The sequence below is a fragment of the Ruegeria sp. BI7 genome (genome assembly GCF_056537925.1).
Genome location: NZ_JBQFSK010000003.1, coordinates 146,299 through 169,776, shown reverse-complemented (window position 1 = coordinate 169,776; position 23,478 = coordinate 146,299). Strand labels below are relative to the sequence as shown.

Here is a 23,478-nt window from a genome sequence, read left to right as displayed (position 1 = left end):
AATTAATATGAGTGGAATTTCCTAAACCTCAGGCATTGAGCTGTGAGTGTGAAGCTCCAGTAATTGTAGCCGTCACGATCTGCCCTTCGGAATGCGGAGTTTTGAACGCGACCTCGGTGAACTGCTCGGTCCGGCCCATATGCGGGTTTTCCATCAGGATGTGATGGGTTTTGCCGATCTGGGCGGTCAGGTGCTTTGCGACCTGCGCCTCACCCGCCGCACGCAGACGGGCGGCGCGGTCCTTGATAATGTTCCCGTTGATCTGCTGCGGTATCCGAGCCGCTGGTGTGCCGTCGCGCTTGGAATAGGGAAAGACGTGCAGCCAAGTCAGATCACAGTCAGTGACCAGTTTCAGAGAATTCTCGAAATGCGCCTCGGTCTCAGTCGGGAAGCCAGCGATGATGTCGGCACCAAAGGTCATCTCAGGCCGCAGCTTGCGGGCCTCTTCAGTAAAGCGGATGGCATCGTCACGCAAATGGCGGCGCTTCATCCGTTTCAGGATCAGGTCATCCCCGTGCTGTAGCGACAGGTGCAGATGCGGCATCAGCCGCGGCTCGTTCGCAATGGCCTGCATCAGATTCTCATCCACCTCGATGGAATCAATCGAGCTGATCCGTAGGCGCGGCAGATCTGGCACCAGTTTCAGGATGCGCATGACCAAATCGCCCAGCTTGGGCTCTGCGGGCAGGTCAGCGCCCCAAGAGGTCAGGTCAACGCCGGTCAGTACAACCTCGTTATAGCCCCGGTCCACCAGCCGCTTGATTTGATCCACCACCACGCCCGCAGGGACGCTGCGTGAGTTACCGCGGCCATAAGGAATGATGCAGAAGGTGCAGCGATGGTCACAGCCATTCTGGACCTGCACATAAGCGCGCGAGCGGGTGCCGAATCCGTCAATCAGATGTCCCGCCGTCTCAGTCACCGACATGATGTCATCGACCTGCACAGCCTCAGTCTCACCGATGAAATCCGCGGCCATGCCTTTCCAGGTGTCGGGCTGCATCTTTTCGGTGTTGCCAATTACCGCATCGACCTCCTCCATCCGGGAAAAGGTCTCGGGTTCGGTTTGCGCAGCACATCCAGTCACGATCAGCCGTGCGTCGGGGTTCTCCCGCCGCAGTTTGCGAATCTCTTGCCGGGCCTTGCGCACGGCCTCGGCAGTTACAGCGCAGGTATTCACCACCACCGCGTCGGTCAGACCGGCTTGCTGCGACAGCTCTTTCATCGCCTCGGTCTCATAGGCGTTCAGGCGACAGCCTAGCGTGGTGAATTTGGGAGCGCTCATTCCAGAGATCCCAGAAATTCCGGGGTCAGAGTGCCCGAGAGCACATGGCAGGTGGGTCCGGTCATCCAGACGCCATCTTCGCGCCAGTCGACCCAAATGGTGCCACCGTCCAGATCAATCTGCACCTTGCGACCAGTCAGGCCAAGACGAGCAGCAGCCACAGCTGTCGCGCAGGAGGACGAGCCAGAAGCCAACGTGATTCCCACGCCCCGCTCCCAAACACGCATGCGGATGTGGTCCGGTCCGATGACTTGCGCCACCTGCACATTGGTGCGCTCAGGGTACAGCGGGTGATATTCGTACCGCGCGCCAAATTCTCCCAGGGGAATCGCCTCGGCGTTTTCGACAAAGAAAGTGCAATGGGGATTGCCCATACCGGTCGCGGTCGGAGTACCCTCGATCGGCAATTCCAGTGTATCAACTTCTTCAGCCAGCGGAATCTCGTGCCATTCCAGCTGCGGTTGCCCCATGTTCACCGAGGTCATGCCGTCCCCGGCATCGCAGGCAAAAAGCGTGCCGCGTTCGGTGGTCAGCGTCAGTTCCGATTTGCCGCTTTCTTCCATCAGGAAACGGGCGATACAGCGCGTGGCGTTCCCGCACGCCGCTGAGGTCGACCCGTCGGCGTTATAAAACACCAGATGCGCATCTGCGTTACCGTTTTCTATCACGGCCAGCTGGTCGAAACCCACGCCGAACTGTCGGTGCCCGATTCCCCTAGCAAGCGCAGGCGAAATCTCAACACTTTGCGCGCGCGCATCTACAATGACAAAGTCATTGCCAAGCCCGTGCATCTTCATGAAGGGCAAACCAGAGGTCATCATTCGTTGCATGGCGCGCATATAACCACGCGTTTGAAAGGAATCCACCCTGCGATGCAGATTCCTGAAAAAAGGGGTTGACCCCCCCGCGTCACCTCCCTAATTAGGCCGCCTATCGGGACGCCGGAAACAAGTTAAGTGACGGTGAAACGAGGTGCAAAATAAGGGCTTGAACCCAGTCGGGAAAATACCTTAGAGAGCGCCACGGATCGAACAGATCCAACAAAAGAGTGGGCCGTTAGCTCAGTTGGTAGAGCAACTGACTTTTAATCAGTGGGTCGCAGGTTCGAATCCTGCACGGCTCACCACTTTTTCAATAAAAGCAAGATTTGTCGTGGGGCAGAAGCTGACGTTACCACGAGGTTTGTTTGCACTCCTTCCCCGATAGCTATTCACGTGTGAGTGTGCTTGCGAACGAGAATTTTAAGCCGATCAGACCTGAAGTGGGCGCAGGTCCGACATGTAAGTCTGTTCGTGCCAGTGAGTGGACTGCGCGATGACAAATAGGACTGCCTGCAACTGCCCCAGTGACATCAACTAGAGCGGCACGCTGTTGCCCTTGACCCAGCAATAGGGTTGAACGGGTCGAAAATCGCACTTTATCACAAAGATGTCCGCAACCCTTTCGCGCCCCAGCGGTCTTGGATAAGACGGACATAGCGCTGTCAGAACCTCTGCCTGCGTGAAACAATTGGGAGCGTATTCATGAAGTTTCGCCCTTTGGCCCTTGCTGCCATCGTTAGCACGCTGCCCTTTGCGGCTCAGGCCCAAACGGCGAAGGATGCGCCGGGGTTGGTGGTCGAGCTGAACGCGACTGAAGATGTCGAAGGCGCCTGCCGTTTGACCTTTCTGGTCGAAAACGAAACTGCATCGGCGATCGACACTGCCAATTATCAGGTGGTGATTTTCGATGCCGCTGGTGTGTTCGAACGCTTTACCCTTTTTGGATTTCGGGACCTGCCAGCGGAACGCCCCCGCGTGCGTCAGTTTGATGTACGCGACATCGCCTGTGAAAATCTTGGGCGGGTTCTGATCAATGGGCTAAGCGGCTGTACCGTCGACGGTGCTGACAGCGAAATCTGCGACAAGACACCAACCTTGCGCAGCCGTACTGAAGTGGAGCTTTTGGGATGAGTATTCTTGACGCCCTGCGCGAAATTCTGGCCCTGGGCGGGCCGGTTGTGGCCATCCTGATCGCCATGTCCGTGGTGACGCTGGCGGTGACGCTTTACAAGCTTTGGCAATTCGCCGCCTCGGGTGTTGGTCGGCACCGGGTGCTGTCGCAGGCGCTGGACGCTTGGGATGCCGGTGACAAGCAAGCCGCCCGCGCGCGACTGGCCAAAAGCAACAGCTATCTTGCGCCGCTGGTCGGCGTGGCGATGGATGCGCCGGACGCACCCGGTCTGGATCAACGGTTGGATGCCGAGGCGGGGCTGGCGCTGGCCGGGCTTGAACGTGGTTTCCGTCTGCTGGATACGGTGGCGCAGCTGGCGCCGCTGTTGGGTCTGTTTGGTACGGTTCTGGGCATGATCGAAGCGTTCCGCAGTCTGCAAACCGCCGGGTCCTCGGTTGATCCGTCGCTGTTGGCGGGTGGTATCTGGGTGGCGCTGGTGACCACTGCGGTGGGCCTGGCGGTGGCGATGCCGACCTCGATGGTGCTGTCGTGGTTCGAAAGCCGCACCGCACGGGAACGGGTGTTCGCCGATAAGGCGCTGCGCACCGTACTGGTGCCGGGGCAGGCCATCCCGCTGGCCGAGGACGCACAGAGCATGGCGGCCACGCCCGGACATGCGTAACCTCGCACCCTTTGTCAGGCGACCACTGGCGATGACACCGCTCATCGACGTGATCTTTCTGTTGCTGCTGTTTTTCATGCTGACCTCGACCTTTTCCAAATATGGCGAGATCGAGCTGAGCGCTGCCACAGCGGGCAACCCGACCGCGGACACACCTCAAGATCGCGCCTTTGTGCAGCTGGGAGAAGAAAGGCTGGTTCTGAACGGTACTCCGGTCACGCTTGCGGACCTGACCACACAGGTGACGACCGGGCAGGTGCTGGTCAGTTTGGACCCTGACACGACGGCGCAGCGGCTGGTGGACCTGCTGGTTTTGCTGCGCGGGCGCGAGGGCCTCAGCGTTCTGGTGCTGGAATGATCCGTCCTGGCCGCCCCCGCCGCAAACGCGACTCGACCATTGCGCTGATCAATGTCGTGTTCCTGATGCTGATCTTCTTTTTGATCGCGGGAACGGTGGCCACGCCGCTGGACCCTGATCTGAATCTGGTCGACACGTCCGAGTTGGAAGGCCGCGAACCGCCCGATGCGCTGGTGTTGCACCGGGACGGAACGCTCAGCTTTCGCGGCGCGCCGATGGACCCCGAAACCTATATGACAGGGCGCGACCCCGGACCGGTACGTATCGTCCCGGATCGCGAGGCGCCGGGCGCTCGGCTGATGGAAGTGACGGCTGAACTGCGGCGACTGGGCGCCGTATCCGTGTTTGTCGTGACCGAAAAGGCGCTGGAATGATCCGGGGGTCGGTGGTCATTGCGGTTCTGGCCGCGCTTCTGTCGCTGCTGCTGCATCTGACGGGGCTAAGCCTGACCGCACCCAGACTGACCGGACAATCAGGTGACACTGATACACCCGACAGGGTTGAACTGGGCAACAGTTTCGAAGATCTGGTTGAAGCCGTCGCTGAACCTGTTGAGCCCGAACCGGAGGAAACGCCTGAACCTCCGGTCGAAGACCCGCCCGAACCTGCCGAGATTCCAACCAGCGAAGTGCATGTGGCCTCGGACGATCCCCAACAAACCTTTGCGCCCGATACGGGCACCTCAGAAGTGTTGCAGCCCGTTTCCCCCGAACCGGTCGAGTCAGAAGCCCCCGAACCCCAAGAGACCACGGATGGCGACCAGAGCGCCAGTGACGAGGTGGAAGAAACTCCGGACGTAGAAACTGCCGAGGTTGTCGAAATCCCAGAAAGCAACCCCGAGGTGACCGAGCCGATTACTGAGGCCGCGGCACCTGAACCGGTTGAGGCCGAGCAGCTTGCCGCGCTGCCGGACCCGTCGGAAGACGTATTGCCAGCAGTTGCACCGGATATCCCCATTGAAAGCGAGGCGGTCGAGCCCGATATTCCCGCAGCCCAAGTCGAATCCGCACCGCAGGCAGAGGAAAGCAGCGAAGGATCAGAGCTGGCCGTGGCCTCTTCGATCCGCCCACAACTGCCGGATCGTCGCCCACAGTCTGAGCCGCGGGACGTGTTGCGTAGCGTGCGGGATTTCAGCAACCTTCGGTATCCATCGCGCGAAATTGAATCCCCCCTGACCACATACGCGCGCCGAGGTGTCGACAGATTTACATCGGGCAATAGCGGCAGGCGCTCAGGCGGGCGGGGGCCGGGAAATTCGGACCGAACCAACTATGCAGGGGAGGTTCTGGTTCATCTAAACCGCGCGCCGATCGTCTATACAGCAGCGCGGGGCTTTGCGAGGGTGTTTTTCGTGATCAAGCCGGACGGAACCCTGGACTATGTCGAAGTTGTGGATACCAATGGCACACCAGATCTTGAACGGGCGGCCAAGGCACAGGTGGCAGCGGCCTCGCCCTTTCCGAAACCGCCCGGAGGTGTCAGCCGGTCGCTGTCATTTGTCTATTACGGCAACTGATCTGCCGAAGAGCTTGGCAGGCTGAGCAGGTATATTCGAAAGCGTTGGATTTTACCGATCAGCGTGGCCGAAAGGCGTTGGCATGAGTATCGAAAACACCATTTACGGCTATTGGGTCAGTCTCTCTAAATTAAAGTGGTCGCGGCCTTTTTCTGCGATCAACTTTTTGTAACGGCTTCTGGAAGCTATGCTAATTATCTAAAAATAAACAATAAAAATTAGTTTATCTGATTTCACCTGTGCAAAGTTGCAACGCAAGCCGAGGGCAAGACGTTCGAATGTCCGCGGGCCCTGTTGAGCATGCCCGCGATTTGTTCGACTAGGCGCTCAGCCACACTTTGAAGCCAAACTCCTCACACTCTCATGGACTTATCATGAAACAACTTCTTTTTGCGTCGACCGCAACAATTGCAACCGCAGGCATCGCTGCGGCCGAGTCCGGCATCAACCTCAGCGGTTATGGCCGTTTTGGTATTGGTTACCTTGAGGACCGTGCCGGTGCAGTCACCAATGTTAACACCAACGTGACCACCACCTCGATCGTGGGAGGTGCCGTCGTTCAAACTCCTGGTCAAACCACCACTGGCACGGCTGAGGTCGACACCAACGACGCTATTTTAATTTCGCGCTTCCGGCTGAACATCGACGGTTTCACCGAAACTGACGGTGGGGTGCGTTTTGAGGGCCGTGTTCGCCTGCAGGCTGACGAAAACTCCAGCACTGGCGAAGCCAACAATGCTGGTCTGAACGGCGCGCGGTTCTCTGTTATCTATGGTGGCTTGCGTGTTGACGCCGGCAACGTGGCCGGGTCGTTCGACAACCTGGACGACTATTTCGGAACCGAGCCCGGCCTGGAAGAGTTTTTGGGTCAGTATTCCGGCGTGAACTACTCGTTCCTCGAGTATGACTCCACGGGCTCTGGTGGGCATGCCGTGTTCTTTCAGTATGCTACTGGCGATCTCTCATTTGGGGGTTCGTACGACCAGCAGACTCAGGCTCTGAACGGTTCTTCCGAAGACACAGACCGGTGGGATGTCTTTGCAAGCTACCAATTCAGCAGCATCACGGCCTCGTTGGCTTACGGTCAGCGGGATTTGGTGAATGGTGACGACGAAAGCCTGACCGTCTTCACTTTGGGTGCCGAATTCAATGACTTCTACGGAACGCTGTTCCTGGCGGACGACGATGTGGCCGATGATGATGAAAACGGCACTGCTTACGGTTTCTCGGTCGCCTATAACCTGGGTGCAGCGACCACGTTGCAGCTGGTCTATGGTGACGGATCGGCCGATAATGACACGCGCAACATCGGTGTGGGCGCCATCTATGATCTGGGTGCGGGCGCTTCACTGCGTGGTGCCGTTGGCGAAGTTAAAGACGGTGACGACGACGGCCGGATTCAGGCCGACTTTGGTGTCTGGTTCAACTTCTAAAGTGACCTGATTGACCTAGATTCAAGGGCGGGCCTTTAGGTTCGCCCTTTTCGGTGGCCTACTGTTTTTCAAAGAACAGGATGACCTCGCCCAGCCGTACGCCATATCGCGAAACATAGGCGCGGTTCAGCAGACGATCATCGCTTAGCAGCCACATCCAGTCGTCAAAGTTGACCCGCATGGTGCCGTCTTTGATCGGCAGATCGATCTTGTATGTCCAGTTGAAGGTATCACCACGCTCGACCCCGCTGGCAGCGCCTAGAACGCCAGGCGCAGTTCCGGTCCAGGTGTCCTGACCGGTTTTGATTAGGGTCCAGATGCGTTGTTCGGTGGCGCCGTCGTCATAGACGAAATCCTCGATCAGGGTCAGGGTTTCACCATCCCAAGTGCCTTGGATATCCACCGTAAATCGGCGGGGGACATTGCCCAGAACATCCTGAAACTGACCATAGGCGACGGTTTTGCCTTCAAAGAACTCCTCAAGGTTCAACTGCCGGTCGGACAGAAAGCTTTTAGGTACGCGCGGCTTGGCGGAACAGGCGGTCAGCGCGGCAAGCCCCGCGATGGCAAGGGCCGCGATCAGGATGCGGCGGGGCGTCATTGCAAGGTCCTCGTTTCTACCGCGGTGTCATAGCCATTTGAACCGCTGACATGCGCAGCTTTAGCTTCGGGCGCGGGGCGCATGGTGGCGACCAGTTCAGCGACCTTGATGCCGAATTTGCGCATCTCGGACCGGTTCATGATCACACCGTTCTCGGTCAGGTACATCCAATCGGTGACGTCCAGTGTGTGCCCGCCCGCGTCTTGGGGCAGGATGATCCGATAAGTCAGCTTCACGGTCGATCCCGAAATTGTGCCGTGACCCTCACCGACGATATCATCTGCCGTCGCGGTAAACGTGTTGCCCGTGCCCAGCGTCAGATGCCATTTGCGGGCCATCTTCTTGCCGTTGGAATAGGTGAAATACTCGGTCAGCGTGCCGGTGTTGCCATCCCATTTCCCCACCATACGGGCGACAAAGCTGTTCGACATCTTCCCATTGGGGCCATAGATCAGCCCTTCGGACAGGATTTCGCCGTTCAGGACTCCTTTCATTTTAAAGGCAGGCCCGGTGCCGCTGTAATCGGCAGGGGATTGCGAGCGAAAGCTTAGGAACCGGCGCTGAGCTGCGACCAGAACAAGGATGGCAAGCAGTAGGATAGCTACGATAGTCATTTGGCTGAGACCTCAGAAGGCAACGTCAGGAGCAGCCCGAACGCGCCGAGTTTCAGGATGCAGGGCAGCACGGCATAGGCGAGGGTGAGCGTCCGCAACGCCTCGGCCGAGTTTGCCTGTCCTGGGGTGAACCCGCTGCGTTCCAGCAGCGGCAGAGTGAAAAAGGCAGCGAGCGCGAGGCCCAGCTTGCCAGCGAATGACCAGATGCCAAATGCGGCGGATGCGTTCAGCCCCGCCCGCGTCAGCGCGACTGAGAACATCGCGGGTAGCACCACCATATCCGCCCCCAGTGCCGCGCCCGAAGCCAGGCAGATTGCGGCGAACCCGGTCAGATTACCGGCGGACAACAAAGCTGCGCCAACAAATCCCGCGATCGACAGGGGCATGGCGATGATCAGTGTTCGTTTCGGGCCAATCCGATTAGCCAGCTTTGCCCAAAGCGGAACGCTGGCCCCGGCGCTGAGGAAGAACAGGATCAGCAGTGGTCCGGCTTTTCCCGGCAATTGCAGGCGATCTTCGACAAAGAACAAAAACAGGGTCGAAGTGATGGCAACTGGCAGGCTGTTGACCAGCGCCAGCAGCAGCAAGCGCAGCGCACCAGCTTGTGCGAGCCCATTGAACGACAGGCCGTCGCCAGTAATCGGGGGTCGGCGCCAGATTGGGATCGTCAGGGTCAGGGTGAAGATCGCGATCAGGCCCAGAAACAGGCCAAAGGCGGGATAGCCCTGCGCGCTGGCTCCGAATCCTACGAACAAGGCTGGGGCGCTGGCTGCAAGGATGACACCTGTCAACTGCCCGCCTTCGCGCCATGCGGCCATTCTTATTAACTCTTTCGGCTCTGGCTGTATGGCAAGCGTCGCGCTGCGACCGTAAAGCAGGATGGTGCCCAAGCTGTAGGCTGAGAACAGTAAGATTAAAACAGAGACTAATAAGGCAATATTTGTTCCCGGCGGCAGTCCAAACAGCATTGGAAACCCGATCGCCAAACCAATCGCAGCGGTCGCAGCAAACAGCAGTTGCGCGTTTGGCCAGCGGTCTATGGCCCAACCAATCAGCGGATCCTGCACCAGATCGATTAACCGGATCACCAGCAGAACGGTGCCGATCACACCCAACCCGATACCAAGATTGACGGCAGCAAATCGCGGCAGATGGATATATAGCGGTATCCCCGCCGCAGCGAGCATCAGCGCATACAGACTGACACGAGGGTACAGCATCATCCGCCCTTCAATTGTCGGGTGAAACTGCCCGATCGGGTGTTGTCGCCCAGAAAAATGGACATAAAGGCGCTTTTGGCGCCGGGATAGGACAGGGTACAGGTCTTTTGGCCGTTTCGCCAAAATCCAACTTTGTTCGGGCCTTCCGAAATTGCAATATAGTTGTCGCCCTTGCTAACCGCCTGAAAACACTTCTGCAACCGGGCCTGCGTCGGGGCAGGGTTTCCTTGTCGAGCCATCTCATCCAACGTCGATTCAACCAGTGCTTTCTGTTTCAGGGATTTGCGATAGGTCAGCTGCAATGCAAAGTCCTTCGTCCAATTGAGCGCGCTGCCTTGCGGCGTATACAGCTTGGCTTCGTAGATCGGCATGCCCAAAAACCGGAAGGTTGCGCTGCCTCTGAGTTGCGCATCAGTCAGCGTCTGGGTGATCGGTGACGCGGCCAACCCGCCCGGGGCCAGCACGATCACAGAAAACAGTGCAGCGCGGCAGGTATCAGAGATCAGCCGAGGCAGGGATGGCCGGGTCTTGTGCAGGAATGCCATTGTCAGCTCCGAGTGTGTGCGGGGTGCCGTTAAGACGCTCAACAACATGCATCGCGCTGGCAATCCCGTCTTCGTGAAAGCCATGCCGGTTGTAAGCCCCGGCAAACCAGGTTCGGTTCTGTCCCTGCATCTCGCGGATTTGCCCCTGAGCTTTCAGGGCCGCTTTGTCGAACACCGGATGGGCAAACTCGACCTTGTCATAGATTTTACCCGCAGGAATTTCCGAAGATGCGTTCAGCGTCACAAACAGCGGATCGCTGTCTGGAATATTCTGCAGTCGGTTCATCCAGTAAGTCACGCCAACATTCCCCGCTTGCGAACGGTAGGTCCAGCTGGACCAGCACGCGCGACGGCGGGGCATCTGGCTTGGGTCGCAATGCAGGATAGCCGTGTTCGGTTGATAACGAATAGAGCCTAACGCAGCTCTTTCCGCATCTGTTGCGGTCTCGCCCAGAATGGCAAGGGACTGATCGGAATGGGTGGCCAATATGATTTCGTCGAACAGATCAACCTGACCCTGGCTGTGGACAGTCACACCGGCATCGCCGCGTTGAATATGCTCAACCGGGCAGGCCAGACGGATTTCACAACCGCGCTCACGTAACGCGGCATCGATGCGGCGGACATATTCGATGCTGCCGCCCTTGACAGTGTACCATTGATGCTGATTGGCGCGACCACTGGCCAGCAGGGCATGGTTGCGGAAGAATTGTACCAGCGAGCGGGCCGGGAACTGATCCACAAACTCCACCGGAGTGGACCAGATCGCGCCGCACATCGGCATCAGGTAATTGTGGCGGAACCAATGGCCTAGGCGCAGTTGATCGACCAGCTCTCCGATCGTGGTGTCATCGTCACGTGCGGCTTCGGGGGCTTCTTTGCCAAAGCGCAGGATGTCCGCGATCATCTTATAATAGGCAGGCCGTGCGAGGTTGCGTTTCTGCGCCGTCAGGGTGCGCAGGTTGTTCAGACCGTATTCAATGCGGCCGTTGTCGATGGTGGCACCAAAGCTCATCTCGGATTTGATGACGGGCACGTTCAGCTCATCGAAGAGGCGCGTCAGATAGGGGTAGGTGGCATAATTGAAGACGATGAAACCGGTATCGACAGGTTGGTCGCCGTTTTTGCCTGCCATGACGGTTCGGGCATGGCCGCCCAGCCGGGGTTCGGCTTCGAACACGGTCACATCGTTGTTTTTTGACAAATAGTAAGCGGCCGACAGACCTGAGATACCTGCACCTACTACCGCGATTTTCTTGCGTACGCCTCGGGTTTCGTCGAACATGCCATCCTCTTTGTGCGACATTTTACAATAGGATACGCAGGAAATGCCGGGGTGGATCAATCGGATTAGAAGTTTTTCGCAAAAGCACTATGTTGTGACGTCTGGAGTTTGATCCAGTGCGTCGCTCTGGCCGTAAAATCATAGACACAACTGTATTGGCCAGGGCATGAGCAGCTTTGAAGGAAAAACCTATTGGATCGTTGGCGCCAGCGAAGGGCTGGGCCGGGCTTTGGCCGAGGCGCTGAGCCGTCAGGGCGCACATCTGATCCTGTCTGCCCGCAATACCGAGCGTCTGACCGAGATTTGCTCTGCCCTGCCAAATGCGCAAGCTGTTCCGTGCGACGTGACAGATCTGGACGCTGTACGTCGTGCCGCGGTCGAGGCCGGAGAGGTGGACGGGTTGGTCTATAACGCCGGAGCTTATGAACCGATGCGCTCTGCCGATTGGAATTCCGAGGCCGTGCTGGCGATGACGGATGTGAATTACACGGGTGCCCTGCGGGTTCTGGGTGAGGTTGTACGCAGGTTCGTACGCAGGGGGCGCGGGGATATCACGCTGATTGGGTCTTTGTCGGGGTATCGGGGTTTGCCTGCAGCGGTGGGGTATGCGGCCAGCAAGGCAGCACTTGTTTCGTTGGCCGAGACCATGCGGTTCGACCTGGCGGGCACAGGGGTGACGGTGCGCATCGTCAATCCGGGCTTTATCAAGACCCGCCTGACCGAGAAGAACACTTTCAAGATGCCGATGCTGATGACGCCCGAGGAGGCGGCAGATCGTGTGGTCAAAGCGATGTCACGTCGCCGATTCCGTACGGATTTTCCAGCACCATTTTCCTGGCTGGTGCGTCTGATCGACTATCTGCCTGATTGGCTGGTTTATCGTGGAAAATAGACTCTAACAAAACTGTCCTTGGCAAAACCATCCTGCCGACATGGTACCGCCATGGCCATAAAACAGCCACAGCCGCTCGCCCTGTTCGGTCACCACCACCCAGTAATCGCGCACGCCGCTGCGCCAGTTGGGATCGTCCAGCCACCATTCCGGCGCAATGCGTTCCGGGCCCGTGGCTTGTGCCAGTTGCCAGTCGCGCCCACGCCAGCGAAAGGCGCTGGGCACGTCCGGGGTTTCCGGCGCCATCACCGGTTCGGGTTGCCACATCTGCAAGGGGCGGGGACGCGGAGGGGCAGGCCAGTCATGCGCCGGTTCCGACCAGGCTGCGGCCAGCGTCTGCGCCGTCTTCTCGGGGATATGTGAGGCCGCCGGGTGCCGCCGCGTGATCGCCTCCAGCCCCACGCGTGCGCCCAGCTTGCCGATCAGATCATCGACGCCCGTGTTGCCCTCAAGCCGATCCCGCACGGCGCGGCGGGCCTCGGCATGGCCCGCCATGGTGCGGGCGTGGATAGGCTCGGTCTGGACTGCCACAAGCCGCAGCATGTCGATGCCATAACCCGCATCAATCTTGTCGACTTTCATCTCTAACAAAGGGCGAATACGATATTTGTCAAAGGTCGGACGGGCGAGACCGACTTCGACAATCTCAGCGGCCTGATCGGCGCGATGTGCCTCAAGCCGCAGGGTGCGAACGCCGCGGCCTTTCTCCTCCAGTTTTGCGCAAAGCGTGGGCAGTATCCGATCAATGGCGGCCATGACGTCTTCGATCAGACCGATTGGGTTGGGCAGGGTCATCCGCACCGCAAAGCGATGGGGCGGACGGGCGGGCGAGACCGGTTCGGGCGCGCTGCCCATGGCCTGATCCAACCGCAGCACCAGACCCCGCCCGAACCGCCGCGCCAAACTGGCACGCGGCTGGCCCAACAGATCGCCGATCCGGCGCAGGCCCAGCCGGTTCAACTGCGCCACGGTCTGATCCTCCAACCGCAGCGCCGCGATGGGCAGGGGGCTGAGCGCGCCATAGGATTGTCCCGGCGCTGCAATCCGCGCGCCACCACCCAAGGCCATCACCTGCGGCGCGGCGCCACCTTTGGTCCAGTGCCGCCGTTTGGTGGCGCGGGCACGGGTGGCACGGGCCTCTTGGCTGATGGCGTCGCCGTTGCGGTCGGACGTGGCTTCTTGCCCGGCGTATCGCGCCAACGCCCAGGCCGCGCCCAGCGTGTCGGCGATGCCCATCTGTACGCTCAGGCCCATATCGGCGCAGTCGACCTCAAGTACGCTCAGCAACGCCTCTTCGCCGCCGAACAGATGGGCGCAGCCCGACAGGTCGACAATCAGCCCGTCCGGTGATTCTTCGGCTACCCAGGGGCTGAATTTGCCTGCCCAGCGGCGCAAAGCGGTTAGAAACGCGGTCTCGGCGGGGGTATTGCGAGGGCGCGTCACAAGATTCGCGCACATGGCATGGGCATCGCGCACCGGCTGACCCACGCGCAACCCGGCGGCCTGAGCCTGTGCATTCAGCGAGGTGACAACCTGCATGTTCGCCTGCTCGGCCACCACGGCCAAAGGCCCATCCTGCAGGCCCCGCGCAGCGCGGACCAGCCGTTCAGCCCCCAGACGGGGAAACCAGAGTGAGAGTATTCGTCGTTTGGGCATCGGCAGACATCAAAATGTTCCCATTTTGTTCTTACCGTAGAATCATGCCCCGAGTCCACGCCTACCCGCAGGTCAGACGCTGAATGATCCCGGCGTCATTGACGAACACGTTCAACCGGTCGATGCGGTAATCCTGCGTGGCCAAATCATCCGGCCCTAACACACGCGCGCGTTCGGGCAGCTGGCCCTGAATGGTCGAAACCGGCTGACCAATGGAATCGCCAAAGGGTTCACCCTCGCAAAAGGCCAGATCGACCGGTGCGGCTTCGGGTGCAAGGCGGGCGTCTTCCGGTGCGGGTGGCGTTTCGGCACAAGCGGCCAGCAAGATCAAAATCGGAATAAATCGGCGCATTGGCGTTCCTCTTTGCGGCAATGTCGTTTCTGCAATATCAAATCATTAGCCGATCTGTCACCAAAGCGCAGTTGAAAACCCTCTGCGATTGACGCAGGGTCGGGGCAAAGAAGACAGGGAGACAACGATATGCGTACCCGTGCCGCCGTCGCCGTTCAGGCCGGCAAACCCTTGGAAGTGATGGAAGTAAACCTCGAAGGCCCCAAAGCGGGCGAGGTTCTGGTGGAAATCAAGGCCACCGGCATTTGCCACACCGATGAATTCACCCTGTCGGGTGCTGACCCCGAAGGGCTGTTCCCCGCCATTCTGGGCCACGAAGGCGCGGGCGTGGTGGTCGAGGTCGGCCCGGGAGTGACCAGCCTGAAGCCGGGCGATCACGTGATCCCGCTCTACACCCCGGAATGTCGCGAATGCGAATACTGTCTGCACCCCAAGACTAACCTGTGTCAGGCGATCCGCGAAACCCAAGGTAAGGGCCTCATGCCCGATGGCACCTCGCGCTTTTCGACGCTGGATGGCGATCCGATCCTGCACTACATGGGTTGCTCGACCTTCGCTAACCACACGGTCCTGCCCGAGATTGCGCTGGCCAAGGTGCGTGAGGACGCTCCGTTCGACAAGATCTGTTACATCGGCTGCGGCGTGACGACCGGTATTGGCGCGGTGATCAACACCGCCAAGGTCGAGATTGGTAGCCGCGCCATCGTGTTCGGTCTGGGCGGTATCGGCCTGAACGTGATCCAGGGCCTGCGTCTGGCCGGAGCTGACCAGATCGTTGGCGTTGACCTGAACCCGTCCAAGGTGGAAATGGCCACCAAGTTTGGCATGACCGATTTCGTGAACCCCAAAGAGGTCGAGGGCGATCTGGTCCCCTATCTGGTCAACCTGACAAAGGGCGGTGCGGATTATACATTCGACGCCACCGGTAATGTCGGTGTGATGCGTGACGCGCTGGAATCGGCGCATAAGGGCTGGGGAGAATCGATCATTATCGGCGTAGCGCCTGCTGGTGCCGAAATCTCGACCCGCCCCTTCCAGCTGGTCACAGGCCGGTCGTGGCGCGGCACCGCCTTTGGCGGTGCGCGGGGCCGGACCGATGTGCCCAAGATCGTTGATTGGTACATGGACGGGAAGATCGAGATTGACCCGATGATTACCCACACCATGGGTCTGGACGACATCAATCACGGCTTTGACCTGATGCATAAAGGTGAGAGCATCCGGTCGGTGGTTGTTTACTGATAAAACTTGAAAAATCTGAAAGGGTGGGCTTTTGCCCGCCCTTTTTGTCATTACATTCCTTGTTACGAATAAAATTTATAGTTGAGGGATTGAGGTGACAACAGGAAGGACAGACCGCCTTGCGGTTCTGATTGATGCGGACAACGTGCCCGCAAAACATGCCGAAGAGATTTTTGAAGAAATAGCTACTTTAGGCGAAGCTGGCCTGAGGCGCATTTACGGTGATTTCTCGAACGGGTCGCCACAAGGTTGGGACGCTAAGTCATTGGCCAAATACGCCATTGTTCCCCACCAACAATTTGCCAATACATCCGGTAAAAACTCCAGCGATATCGCGTTGGTGATTGATGCCATGGACATTCTGCACTCGGAACGGTTTGGTGGGTTTGTTCTGGTGTCGTCTGACAGCGACTTCACCCGACTTGCTAGTCGGATCCGGGAACAGGGATTGGATGTTTTTGGTATTGGAGAACGTAAGGCACCCAAAGCCTTTGTCACAGCGTGCAATAGATTTATTTACGTTGAGAATATCGAAAAAACTGCATCAGTCAGCCAGCCGGCTGAGACTGCGGCCCCCCAAAAAACAAAATATGATCTGAACCATGCCTTCCAGTTGATTCACAATGTGGTTCGGAACACAGATGAGCCAGACGGATGGGTTAGGCTTGGGCTCGTTGGCAGCCAACTCAGCAAAATCTACGCGGATTTCGATTCCCGTACTTACGGTTACAAGAGGTTGAGCGATTTGGTGCGTGCGACCGGAAAATTTGAAGAAAAAGGGGCGAACGGCCACTTTATGATCAGGCATAAGGACAGCTGAAAAAGGCTGTCAGAGATCCCTGAATTTGCGTGTTTTTGCCCTTACTCCCCCGGCCGTGACGCCCCGGTATCTGACCGCGGTGACCGTACCCGCAGAACAGGGGTGTTGGCCGAGGTGGTGTTGGTGCGGCTTTCGCGCCAGACTACATAGACACCGGACGCGATGATGACGCTTGCGCCAACCGCCACCCAGATGTCCGGGCGTTCACCAAAGAAAACCATGCCAAAAATCGTGGCCCAGATGATCTGGCTGTATTGGCTGGGCGCAATGACACCGGCGGGCGCGGCGCGGTAGGCAAGGATGATCAGGTGCTGGGCGATGACCGAGAACACGCCGACCAGCGCCATCATTGCCAGATGCAGCAGCGAGGGTGGCAGATACACGGCGGGTTGGGCAAGGCTCATCGCTGCAATGGCTAACAGCATCGGGTATAAGATCAATACGGCCGAGCGTTCCTCATTCCCGATCTTGCGCACCAGAACGGATGCAAAGGCGCTGCAGAACGCGGCCGTCAGGGCGGCGAGGTGGCCCAGGGTGATATCGGTCGCGCCAGGACGCAGGACGATCAGCACGCCGATCAGGCCGACGCCGACAGCAGCCCAGCGTTGGGCGCGGACGACCTCTCCCAATATCGGAATCGACAGGACGGTGACGATCAGCGGAAAGGAAAACAGCAGCGAATAGACCTCGGCCAGCGGCAGAACCGAAAAGGAATAGAAAGCACAGACCATGGACGAAACCATCAAGGCCGAGCGAAGCAGTACCAGCCAAGGGTGATGGGGCAGGAAGTTCCCGGTTGTCCGGTCGGTCAGGATTGTCACCGCCATCGGCACGAAGGAAAACAGCGTGGCGAAAAAGATGATCTGCATCACCGAATAGGTCCCGCCCAGCACTTTGATCAGTGCGTCATGACTCGCAAAAACTGCAAAGCCTGCAAACGCATAGCCAAGACCCCGGAGGGTGGTGTTTTGAGTGCTCATGAGTCTGGCCTCGGGTGATGTGCGGTGTTTAGGACGGCACGGAGCGATCTCGGGCTGTCTATTAGCGCTGCATAAACCCATTTTGCAGAGTCTGATAGCCCCTATTTTACCGCTAACATGTCAAAGCCGGTATGATATCCGATCATCGCAGGATCGGCGGCGCGTCCTTAGGCTGACGGGCAGACTGAACACCCGCTTTCATCCCCACTCCGATACGACGCGCCAAGGCGACCCAGGGAATGGCGGTTTCCGGTGGCAGTATCCGGGTGGCGACCTCTTCGAACAGATCTAGCCAATGGGCGAAGAATTCGGGTTTTACATCGGGCCGCTCGATATGAACCCGCTGTGGATTGCCGTCATAGCTACGCTCGTACAGGATGGCGTTGCGCCAGAAGGCGGCAATTTTTTCCTCATGCGCGGGCCAGTCATCGACATGTCGGTTGAAGATCGGCCCCAGCACATTGTCTTCCCGGACACGCGCATAGAAAGCGCTGACCTGCGCGTTGATTTGCTCGGGCGTCGCGGGAAATCGCGGAGGCAGGGGCGGTCTGGACATGGGTGATCTCGGGGTTTCGATTCTGTTCGCGGTCAATAGCCGGTTCAGGGGTTACGCTACAGGGGTGGTTTTGTCGCGCTGGTCCGGTGTCAGAATATGCCGCAGCAGGGCCACCGGATGCGCCTTGAGGCTGAGACGGGTGGCGACATAATCCTCGACCACCTGTTCGCCCAATGTCATCTGAGGCAGATAGGCCTCGGGCTCGTCCAGCGCCTCGCCCTCCAGATCCCGCGAGAACAGCGGCAGCGGTTTGGCAGTCGCAATCGCCTTGGCCTGCCACAGCGCCTCGCGCCGGGTCAGATCGCAAGTGGCGAAGGCGTCGGCCTCGGCCAGTCGTTCGATCACCGACGGTCCAAGGCCCGCACGACGCCAGACATCGTCGACCTGATGGTAGCCGTTGCCACGTGCGGCGGTCAGCCAACTGGCGTCTTCCTCGCTGAGGCCTTTGATCTGGCGAAACCCCAGCCGCAGGGCCAGCCCGCCATGGCCGTCGGGCTCCATCACATTGTCCCAGAAACTGGCATTGATGCAGACCGGGCGCACCTGAACCCCATGTTCGCGTGCATCCCGCACGATCTGGGCGGGGGCATAGAACCCCATCGGTTGCGAGTTCAGCAGCGCGCAGGCGAAAATCCCCGGGTGATGGCATTTGATCCAGGCCGAGGCATAGACCAACAGCGCAAAGCTGGCCGCGTGGCTTTCGGGAAAACCGTAAGAGCCGAAGCCTTCGATCTGCGAAAAACAACGCTCGGCAAAGTCATCGTCATAGCCATTGCGCTTCATGCCGCGTAGGAACAGCGCGCGGAATTCGCTGACATTGCCATGTTTCTTGAAGGTTGCCAGCGACCGGCGCAGGCGGTCGGCCTGTTCCGGGGTAAACCCGGCACCGACAATGGCGATCTGCATTGCCTGTTCCTGAAACAACGGAACGCCCAGCGTTTTCCCCAGCACCTCGCCCAACGCGTCCGAGGGGAAGCTGACCTCCTCTTCTCCGTTGCGGCGGCGGATATAGGGGTGGACCATGTCGCCTTGGATGGGGCCGGGGCGGATGATGGCGACCTCGATCACCAGATCATAGAAATTGCGGGGCCGCATCCGGGGCAGAAAGTTCATCTGCGCACGTGATTCTACCTGAAACACGCCGATACTGTCTGCCTTGCACAGCATGTCATAAACCATTGGGTCCTCGGGCGGCAGGGTGGCCAGCGTATAGCTGGTCTGGTGGTGTTGGCCGATCAGGTCAAACGCCTTGCGGATGCAGGTGAGCATTCCGAGGCTGAGGACATCGACCTTGAGGATACCCAGAGAGTCGATGTCGTCCTTATCCCAACAGATGACTGTGCGGTCCTCCATCGTGGCGTTTTCGATGGGGACCAGCTCGTCCAAACGCCCCTCGGTGATGATGAAACCGCCGACATGTTGCGAAAGGTGGCGGGGAAAGCCGTTGATCTCATAGACCAGCATTAGAGTCTGTTTTAGGCGGCGATCCTCGGGGTCGAGACCGATTTCGCGCATGCGTTCAGCCTCGAGCCCGGCGGCAGAGAAAAAGCCCCAGAGTTGTGAGGATAAGGCTGAAATGGTGTCTTCGGTCAGGCCCATCGCCCGTCCGACCTCACGAATGGCGCGTTTGCCGCGATAGTGGATCACGGTGGCGCAGAGACCCGCACGGTGGCGGCCATAGCGGTCGTAGATGTGCTGGATCACCTCTTCACGCCGTTCATGTTCGAAATCGACGTCGATATCGGGGGGCTCATCGCGGGCCTCGGACACGAAGCGTTCAAAGACCATGGTGCCCATCTCGGGGCTGACTTCGGTGATGCCAAGGCAGAAGCAGACCACCGAGTTGGCCGCCGAGCCCCGCCCCTGGCACAGGATACCGCGTGAGCGGGCGAAATGGACGATGTCGCGCACGGTCAGGAAATAGGGTTCGTATTTCAGCTTGCCGATCAGGGTCAGTTCATGCGCCAGCATCTTTTGCGCCTTTTCCGACGCGCCCGCCGGATAGCGCCATTTTAAACCCTCATGCGCCAGGCGGTGCAGGCGTTGGGTCGGGGTTTCCTGCTCGCTGCCCTCGCTTGGGTATTCATAGCGCAGCTCGTCCAGAGAAAAGGTTAGCTGTTCGCTGAGTTGATGGGCGCGGGTGACCGCGCCTTCGTGGCCTTTGAATATCCGCAGCATCTCGGCCTCAGACCGCAGGCGCTGTTCCCCGTTGGCCAGCGCCTCGCGACCGAGCTCATCGACTTTGCGGCGTAGGCGGATGGCGGTCACCACATCGGCCAGCTTGCGACGGGTGCCGTGATGCATCAGCGGTGTGCCACTGGCTAGGGTGGGAATGCCGAGTTGCTTTGATTCAGTCTCTAATAAAGAGAAATAGACAGTATCTGCGCCATCATACCGGGGGTGCATCAACAGATGCATCCGTCCGGCAAAGCGGCGCGTCAGCTGTTGCGCCTGTGTCCGCCATCCGTTCGCGCCGCCCGGAGACGGTGTCGCCTGTGGCCAGAGCAGCAGGTGGAGACCGTCGGAGAATTCCAACAGGTCGGACAGCTGTAGAATGCAGTCGCCCTTTTCGGCGCGCAGGCGGCCTTTGGACAGGATACGGCACAGGTTGGCCCAGCCCTGCCGGTTCAGGGGTAGGGCGGTGACGGTGGGCGCGTCGGTAAAGATCAGCCGCGCCGCTGGAATCAGGCGCGGCACCGCGTGGATGGGGTAAGAGGGCGGTTTGGGGATGTGATCGGGGCAAGGTGGGCCGATAGAGGTGTTCTGCGCTTCCCACTCCAGCCGTTCACGTACCTTGCGGGCGATTTCGCGCGCTTGGGTATGGGCACGGACGATTCCGGCGACCGAATTGTCATCGGCAATCGCGATGGCCGGTAGGCCAAGGGTGACGGCACGCTCCATATATTCCTCGGGATGTGAAGCCCCGGTGAGAAAGGTGAAATTCGACGTGATCGACAGTTCGGCATACATGGCGATTCTATATTATATTCACGTTTTGTTCTTTTTCGAGTCCTTTGCGCAGGAAACGGGTCGATTGGGATTTTCCGGGTGGGCATGATTGGGCAAAAGGAGACGCAAAATGTTCAAGATCACCGCATTGGCAACCGACGAAGTGCGCGCCCTTCAGGCTGGTCACCCGGATGCTTATGGTGCCACGCCAGAGCGCGCGACATCCACAGGCACAGGCAATCCATGCCGCCATTGCCTGCAGAATATTCCTGAGGGCGAAGAGATGCTGATATTGGCGCACCGGCCTTTTCTAGAGACACATCCTTACGCAGAAACGGGTCCGATATTTCTATGCGCTGCACAGTGTGAGCGGTACGAGGGGAAAGGGCTGCCTGAAATTCTGACCACGTCACCCGACTATCTGATCAAGGGCTACGGAACCGATGACCGGATCGTCTATGGCACCGGAGCGATCACACCCACAGACCAGATTGCCACTGCGGTTAGGGATATCTTTGCCCGCCCCGATGTGGGCTATATCCACGTCCGATCCGCGCGAAACAATTGCTACCAGGCTCGAATCGACCGGGTCTAAAGCTTGACCCGGTGCAGGCCCCGGCGCGGCTGATCCTGATCGTCTGCTGGGGTCTCATTCGCGCGGGATGAGGTAAGGGCGAGGAAGACATCCTCGAGATCCGCTTCTTCGGTACGAACATCGCGGATGCGGATGCCGGCAGAGCGTACGGATTCCAGAACCTGTTCGGCGCTGGTCTGGGCGCTGCGATAGCTCAATACCAGGGTGCCATCGTCTCGCAAAGCGGCTTCGACGCCTTCGGTCGTCGGCAAATCGATCACCGGGCTATCCGGAGCAATCACCATGGTGCGACTGTCCACCCGGCCCAGCAGGTTGGCGGTGCTGTCCTGCGCGATCATTTCGCCGTGGTTGATGATGGCGATCTCGTCACACATTTCCTGTGCTTCTTCCAGGTAATGCGTGGTCAGGATGATGGTCATGCCCTGTTCATTCAGCTTGCGCACATTGGCCCACAGCATCTGACGCAGTTCGATATCCACGCCCGCCGTCGGTTCATCCAGCACAAGGATCTTAGGATGATGCACCAGCGCCTTGGCCAACAGCAGCCGCCGCCGCATCCCGCCCGAGAGGGTTCGCGCATAGGCCTCGGCCTTGTCGCTGAGGCCAACCAACTCCAGAATCTCATCGCTGCGGCGCTGTGCTTTGGGCACGCCGTAAAGGCCAGCCTGCACCTCAAGCGCACCGCGCGGTGTGAAGAACGGGTCGAGGTTCAGTTCCTGCGGCATCACCCCAATGGAAGCACGGGACTGGCGCGGGTTCTGGTCCTGATCGTAGCCCCAGATCGATACATGGCCCGAGGTTTTCACCACCAGCCCGGCCAGGATGTTGATCAGGGTCGATTTTCCGGCCCCGTTCGGCCCCAGCAGGCCAAAGACTGACCCTCGTGGAACGGTCAGGTCGATGCCTTTCAATGCGCTCTTCTCGGGCTGACCCTTGCCGCCACGATAGGTTTTGCGCAGCCCTTCGATCCTGATTGCCGCATCGGCCATGTGACCCTTGCCCCCGGTTTGCTCATCGCTCATAAACGCACCTAATGCATGCCCGCGAGGCCGACAACCGAAGAAGGATCGCCAGCCGTGACAATCGAAGCGCCGGAAACCAAGATCGTCGAAACCGCCCGTGTCGCCTGTGACGGCGGCGAAGGCGCATTGGGCCATCCGCGCGTCTGGCTGCAAATCCCCGAGGATATCGGTTGGGTCGAGTGTCCGTACTGCGATTGCAAATATGTGCTGTCCGGCAGCCAGGCACAAAGCTGACAGAGTGGCAGGTGCCGCGCGAAACGGAGGCCGGATGCCATATGCAGTGCAGCTTTTGCGGCTATCGGATCAGGAGCCACTGGCCAAAGGCGGCCACAGAAATGTGTATGCCTACCCGGATCAGCCCGCGCTTTTGATCAAGGTGACACGGCCCCGTACACGCCGGAACCGCTCGTTCTCTAAACGGTTGGTGCGGCGGATATTGCCGGACACCGCCTTTCGCAACGCCTTGAAAGAGATCGAATGTGAGATGAAAGCCGCGCTGAAAAGCGGTGAGGAAATCGCGCAGCTGCCATTGGCACGGTCGTTCGGCGTTGTGCAGACAGATGTCGGGCCGGGGGTTGTGGTTGAACGGATTCAATCCAGCGATGGCCAGCTTGCGAACCATCTTTTGTCGATGTGCCGACAGCAGGGGCTGAGCGATCAGATGCTGGGTGACCTCAACCGTTTTGTGGAAAAGTTGTTCGAACTGCAGATTGTGGGCCGTGACATCCATGCGGAAAACATCGTCTACGGGTTGCGCGGTCAGACCCGGATGTTTTTTCTGATCGATGGGTATGGTGAGCGTAACCTTGTTCCCTTGCGGTCACTGAGTCGTCGTTTGAATGATCGGTCCCTAAACAAGCAGATGCAGCAAATCGCAGATCGTACAGGGCTGGTCTGGGATAAGGCGCGCAGGGTATTCAACCTCGGCTAAGCAAGCGGATCC

25 protein-coding genes and 1 tRNA gene are annotated in these 23,478 nt (G+C 59.0%); 13 read left to right on the top strand and 13 right to left on the bottom strand.

The window, feature by feature from the left end:
* Window positions 1-28: 28 nt before the first annotated feature.
* Together mtaB and dapF are read right to left on the bottom strand one after the other, a co-directional pair.
* On the bottom strand, window positions 29-1,285 hold the full coding sequence (gene mtaB, locus ACR0JB_RS10305; protein ID WP_170506278.1) for a tRNA (N(6)-L-threonylcarbamoyladenosine(37)-C(2))-methylthiotransferase MtaB: 1,257 nt from the start codon (window positions 1,283-1,285) through the stop codon (window positions 29-31).
* Window positions 1,282-2,115: a diaminopimelate epimerase gene (gene dapF / locus ACR0JB_RS10300; RefSeq protein WP_437436466.1), complete on the bottom strand. Its 834-nt coding sequence runs from the start codon at window positions 2,113-2,115 to the stop codon at window positions 1,282-1,284. Before dapF ends, mtaB begins: the two co-directional genes overlap by 4 nt.
* A 220-nt stretch (window positions 2,116-2,335) precedes the next feature.
* Between dapF and ACR0JB_RS10295 the strand changes: the two genes are divergently transcribed.
* From ACR0JB_RS10295 to ACR0JB_RS10265, 7 genes are all read left to right on the top strand, one after another.
* Window positions 2,336-2,411, top strand: a tRNA-Lys gene (locus ACR0JB_RS10295).
* 397 nt (window positions 2,412-2,808) lie between these two features.
* On the top strand, window positions 2,809-3,237 hold the full coding sequence (locus ACR0JB_RS10290) for a hypothetical protein (RefSeq protein ID WP_170396712.1): 429 nt from the start codon (window positions 2,809-2,811) through the stop codon (window positions 3,235-3,237).
* Window positions 3,234-3,899, top strand: a complete 666-nt coding sequence (locus ACR0JB_RS10285) for a MotA/TolQ/ExbB proton channel family protein (protein ID WP_170349679.1) — start codon at window positions 3,234-3,236, stop codon at window positions 3,897-3,899. Before ACR0JB_RS10290 ends, ACR0JB_RS10285 begins: the two co-directional genes overlap by 4 nt.
* Before the next feature lie 31 nt (window positions 3,900-3,930).
* Complete coding sequence (locus ACR0JB_RS10280) at window positions 3,931-4,257, top strand: biopolymer transporter ExbD (RefSeq protein WP_170349680.1); 327 nt, start codon at window positions 3,931-3,933, stop codon at window positions 4,255-4,257.
* Window positions 4,254-4,631: an ExbD/TolR family protein gene (locus tag ACR0JB_RS10275; RefSeq protein WP_170349681.1), complete on the top strand. Its 378-nt coding sequence runs from the start codon at window positions 4,254-4,256 to the stop codon at window positions 4,629-4,631. Before ACR0JB_RS10280 ends, ACR0JB_RS10275 begins: the two co-directional genes overlap by 4 nt.
* The gene (locus ACR0JB_RS10270) at window positions 4,628-5,773 is read left to right on the top strand and encodes a TonB family protein (RefSeq protein WP_170396710.1); all 1,146 of its coding nucleotides are present in this window, start codon (window positions 4,628-4,630) and stop codon (window positions 5,771-5,773) included. The genes ACR0JB_RS10275 and ACR0JB_RS10270 overlap by 4 nt, the downstream gene beginning before the upstream one ends.
* 374 nt (window positions 5,774-6,147) lie before the next feature.
* Window positions 6,148-7,206, top strand: a complete 1,059-nt coding sequence (locus tag ACR0JB_RS10265) for a porin (RefSeq protein ID WP_170396708.1) — start codon at window positions 6,148-6,150, stop codon at window positions 7,204-7,206.
* A gap of 58 nt (window positions 7,207-7,264) precedes the next feature.
* Here the strand turns inward: ACR0JB_RS10265 and ACR0JB_RS10260 are convergent, their stop codons facing one another.
* The 5 genes from ACR0JB_RS10260 to ACR0JB_RS10240 are packed head-to-tail and all read right to left on the bottom strand — an operon-like array spanning window position 7,265 to window position 11,471.
* Entirely contained in the window at window positions 7,265-7,807 is a 543-nt protein-coding gene (locus tag ACR0JB_RS10260) for a DUF3833 domain-containing protein (protein WP_170349684.1), read from the bottom strand.
* Complete coding sequence (locus tag ACR0JB_RS10255) at window positions 7,804-8,421, bottom strand: DUF3833 domain-containing protein (RefSeq protein ID WP_170396706.1); 618 nt, start codon at window positions 8,419-8,421, stop codon at window positions 7,804-7,806. The genes ACR0JB_RS10260 and ACR0JB_RS10255 overlap by 4 nt, the downstream gene beginning before the upstream one ends.
* Window positions 8,418-9,641, bottom strand: coding sequence for an MFS transporter (locus ACR0JB_RS10250; RefSeq protein ID WP_170397002.1), 1,224 nt, complete (start codon window positions 9,639-9,641; stop codon window positions 8,418-8,420). Before ACR0JB_RS10250 ends, ACR0JB_RS10255 begins: the two co-directional genes overlap by 4 nt.
* Window positions 9,641-10,186 (bottom strand): hypothetical protein, encoded by a 546-nt coding sequence (locus ACR0JB_RS10245; protein ID WP_170396704.1) that lies wholly within the window; start codon window positions 10,184-10,186, stop codon window positions 9,641-9,643. Before ACR0JB_RS10245 ends, ACR0JB_RS10250 begins: the two co-directional genes overlap by 1 nt.
* A complete protein-coding gene (locus ACR0JB_RS10240) occupies window positions 10,137-11,471 on the bottom strand; it encodes an NAD(P)/FAD-dependent oxidoreductase (RefSeq protein WP_170396702.1) in 1,335 nt (444 codons plus the stop codon). The genes ACR0JB_RS10245 and ACR0JB_RS10240 overlap by 50 nt, the downstream gene beginning before the upstream one ends.
* Window positions 11,472-11,637: 166 nt before the next feature.
* On the opposite strand from ACR0JB_RS10240, the gene ACR0JB_RS10235 reads away from it, so the two are divergent.
* Window positions 11,638-12,363, top strand: coding sequence for an SDR family NAD(P)-dependent oxidoreductase (locus ACR0JB_RS10235; protein WP_170396700.1), 726 nt, complete (start codon window positions 11,638-11,640; stop codon window positions 12,361-12,363).
* Window positions 12,364-12,366: 3 nt separating this feature from the next.
* On the opposite strand, the gene ACR0JB_RS10230 is transcribed toward ACR0JB_RS10235, so the two are convergent.
* Both ACR0JB_RS10230 and ACR0JB_RS10225 read right to left on the bottom strand, forming a co-directional pair.
* Window positions 12,367-14,019 (bottom strand): DUF6504 family protein, encoded by a 1,653-nt coding sequence (locus ACR0JB_RS10230; protein WP_170396698.1) that lies wholly within the window; start codon window positions 14,017-14,019, stop codon window positions 12,367-12,369.
* A 61-nt stretch (window positions 14,020-14,080) separates the two neighbouring features.
* Window positions 14,081-14,371, bottom strand: a complete 291-nt coding sequence (locus tag ACR0JB_RS10225; RefSeq protein ID WP_170349690.1) for an I78 family peptidase inhibitor — start codon at window positions 14,369-14,371, stop codon at window positions 14,081-14,083.
* Window positions 14,372-14,500: 129 nt separating this feature from the next.
* On the opposite strand from ACR0JB_RS10225, the gene ACR0JB_RS10220 reads away from it, so the two are divergent.
* The gene (locus ACR0JB_RS10220; protein ID WP_170410934.1) at window positions 14,501-15,613 is read left to right on the top strand and encodes an S-(hydroxymethyl)glutathione dehydrogenase/class III alcohol dehydrogenase; all 1,113 of its coding nucleotides are present in this window, start codon (window positions 14,501-14,503) and stop codon (window positions 15,611-15,613) included.
* A 94-nt stretch (window positions 15,614-15,707) separates the two neighbouring features.
* Entirely contained in the window at window positions 15,708-16,433 is a 726-nt protein-coding gene (locus ACR0JB_RS10215; RefSeq protein ID WP_170349692.1) for an NYN domain-containing protein, read from the top strand.
* A gap of 41 nt (window positions 16,434-16,474) precedes the next feature.
* Here ACR0JB_RS10215 and ACR0JB_RS10210 read toward each other — a convergent pair whose 3' ends face one another.
* From ACR0JB_RS10210 to ACR0JB_RS10200, 3 genes are all read right to left on the bottom strand, one after another.
* Complete coding sequence (locus tag ACR0JB_RS10210) at window positions 16,475-17,413, bottom strand: DMT family transporter (RefSeq protein ID WP_480789897.1); 939 nt, start codon at window positions 17,411-17,413, stop codon at window positions 16,475-16,477.
* A gap of 142 nt (window positions 17,414-17,555) precedes the next feature.
* The gene (locus ACR0JB_RS10205; protein WP_170396694.1) at window positions 17,556-17,969 is read right to left on the bottom strand and encodes a group III truncated hemoglobin; all 414 of its coding nucleotides are present in this window, start codon (window positions 17,967-17,969) and stop codon (window positions 17,556-17,558) included.
* A gap of 51 nt (window positions 17,970-18,020) precedes the next feature.
* Window positions 18,021-20,939 (bottom strand): error-prone DNA polymerase, encoded by a 2,919-nt coding sequence (locus ACR0JB_RS10200; protein ID WP_170396692.1) that lies wholly within the window; start codon window positions 20,937-20,939, stop codon window positions 18,021-18,023.
* A 109-nt stretch (window positions 20,940-21,048) separates the two neighbouring features.
* Here ACR0JB_RS10200 and ACR0JB_RS10195 point away from each other — a divergent pair, with 109 nt between their 5' ends.
* A complete protein-coding gene (locus ACR0JB_RS10195) occupies window positions 21,049-21,513 on the top strand; it encodes a DUF1203 domain-containing protein (RefSeq protein WP_170396690.1) in 465 nt (154 codons plus the stop codon).
* On the opposite strand, the gene ACR0JB_RS10190 is transcribed toward ACR0JB_RS10195, so the two are convergent.
* Window positions 21,510-22,502, bottom strand: a complete 993-nt coding sequence (locus tag ACR0JB_RS10190; protein ID WP_480789933.1) for an ABC transporter ATP-binding protein — start codon at window positions 22,500-22,502, stop codon at window positions 21,510-21,512. The two genes, ACR0JB_RS10195 and ACR0JB_RS10190, sit on opposite strands and share 4 nt — an antisense overlap.
* Window positions 22,503-22,589: 87 nt before the next feature.
* Between ACR0JB_RS10190 and ACR0JB_RS10185 the strand changes: the two genes are divergently transcribed.
* Entirely contained in the window at window positions 22,590-22,769 is a 180-nt protein-coding gene (locus ACR0JB_RS10185; protein WP_170396688.1) for a zinc-finger domain-containing protein, read from the top strand.
* Window positions 22,770-22,803: 34 nt separating this feature from the next.
* The gene (locus tag ACR0JB_RS10180; protein ID WP_170396686.1) at window positions 22,804-23,466 is read left to right on the top strand and encodes a YrbL family protein; all 663 of its coding nucleotides are present in this window, start codon (window positions 22,804-22,806) and stop codon (window positions 23,464-23,466) included.
* The last annotated feature ends 12 nt before the right edge of the window (window positions 23,467-23,478 follow it).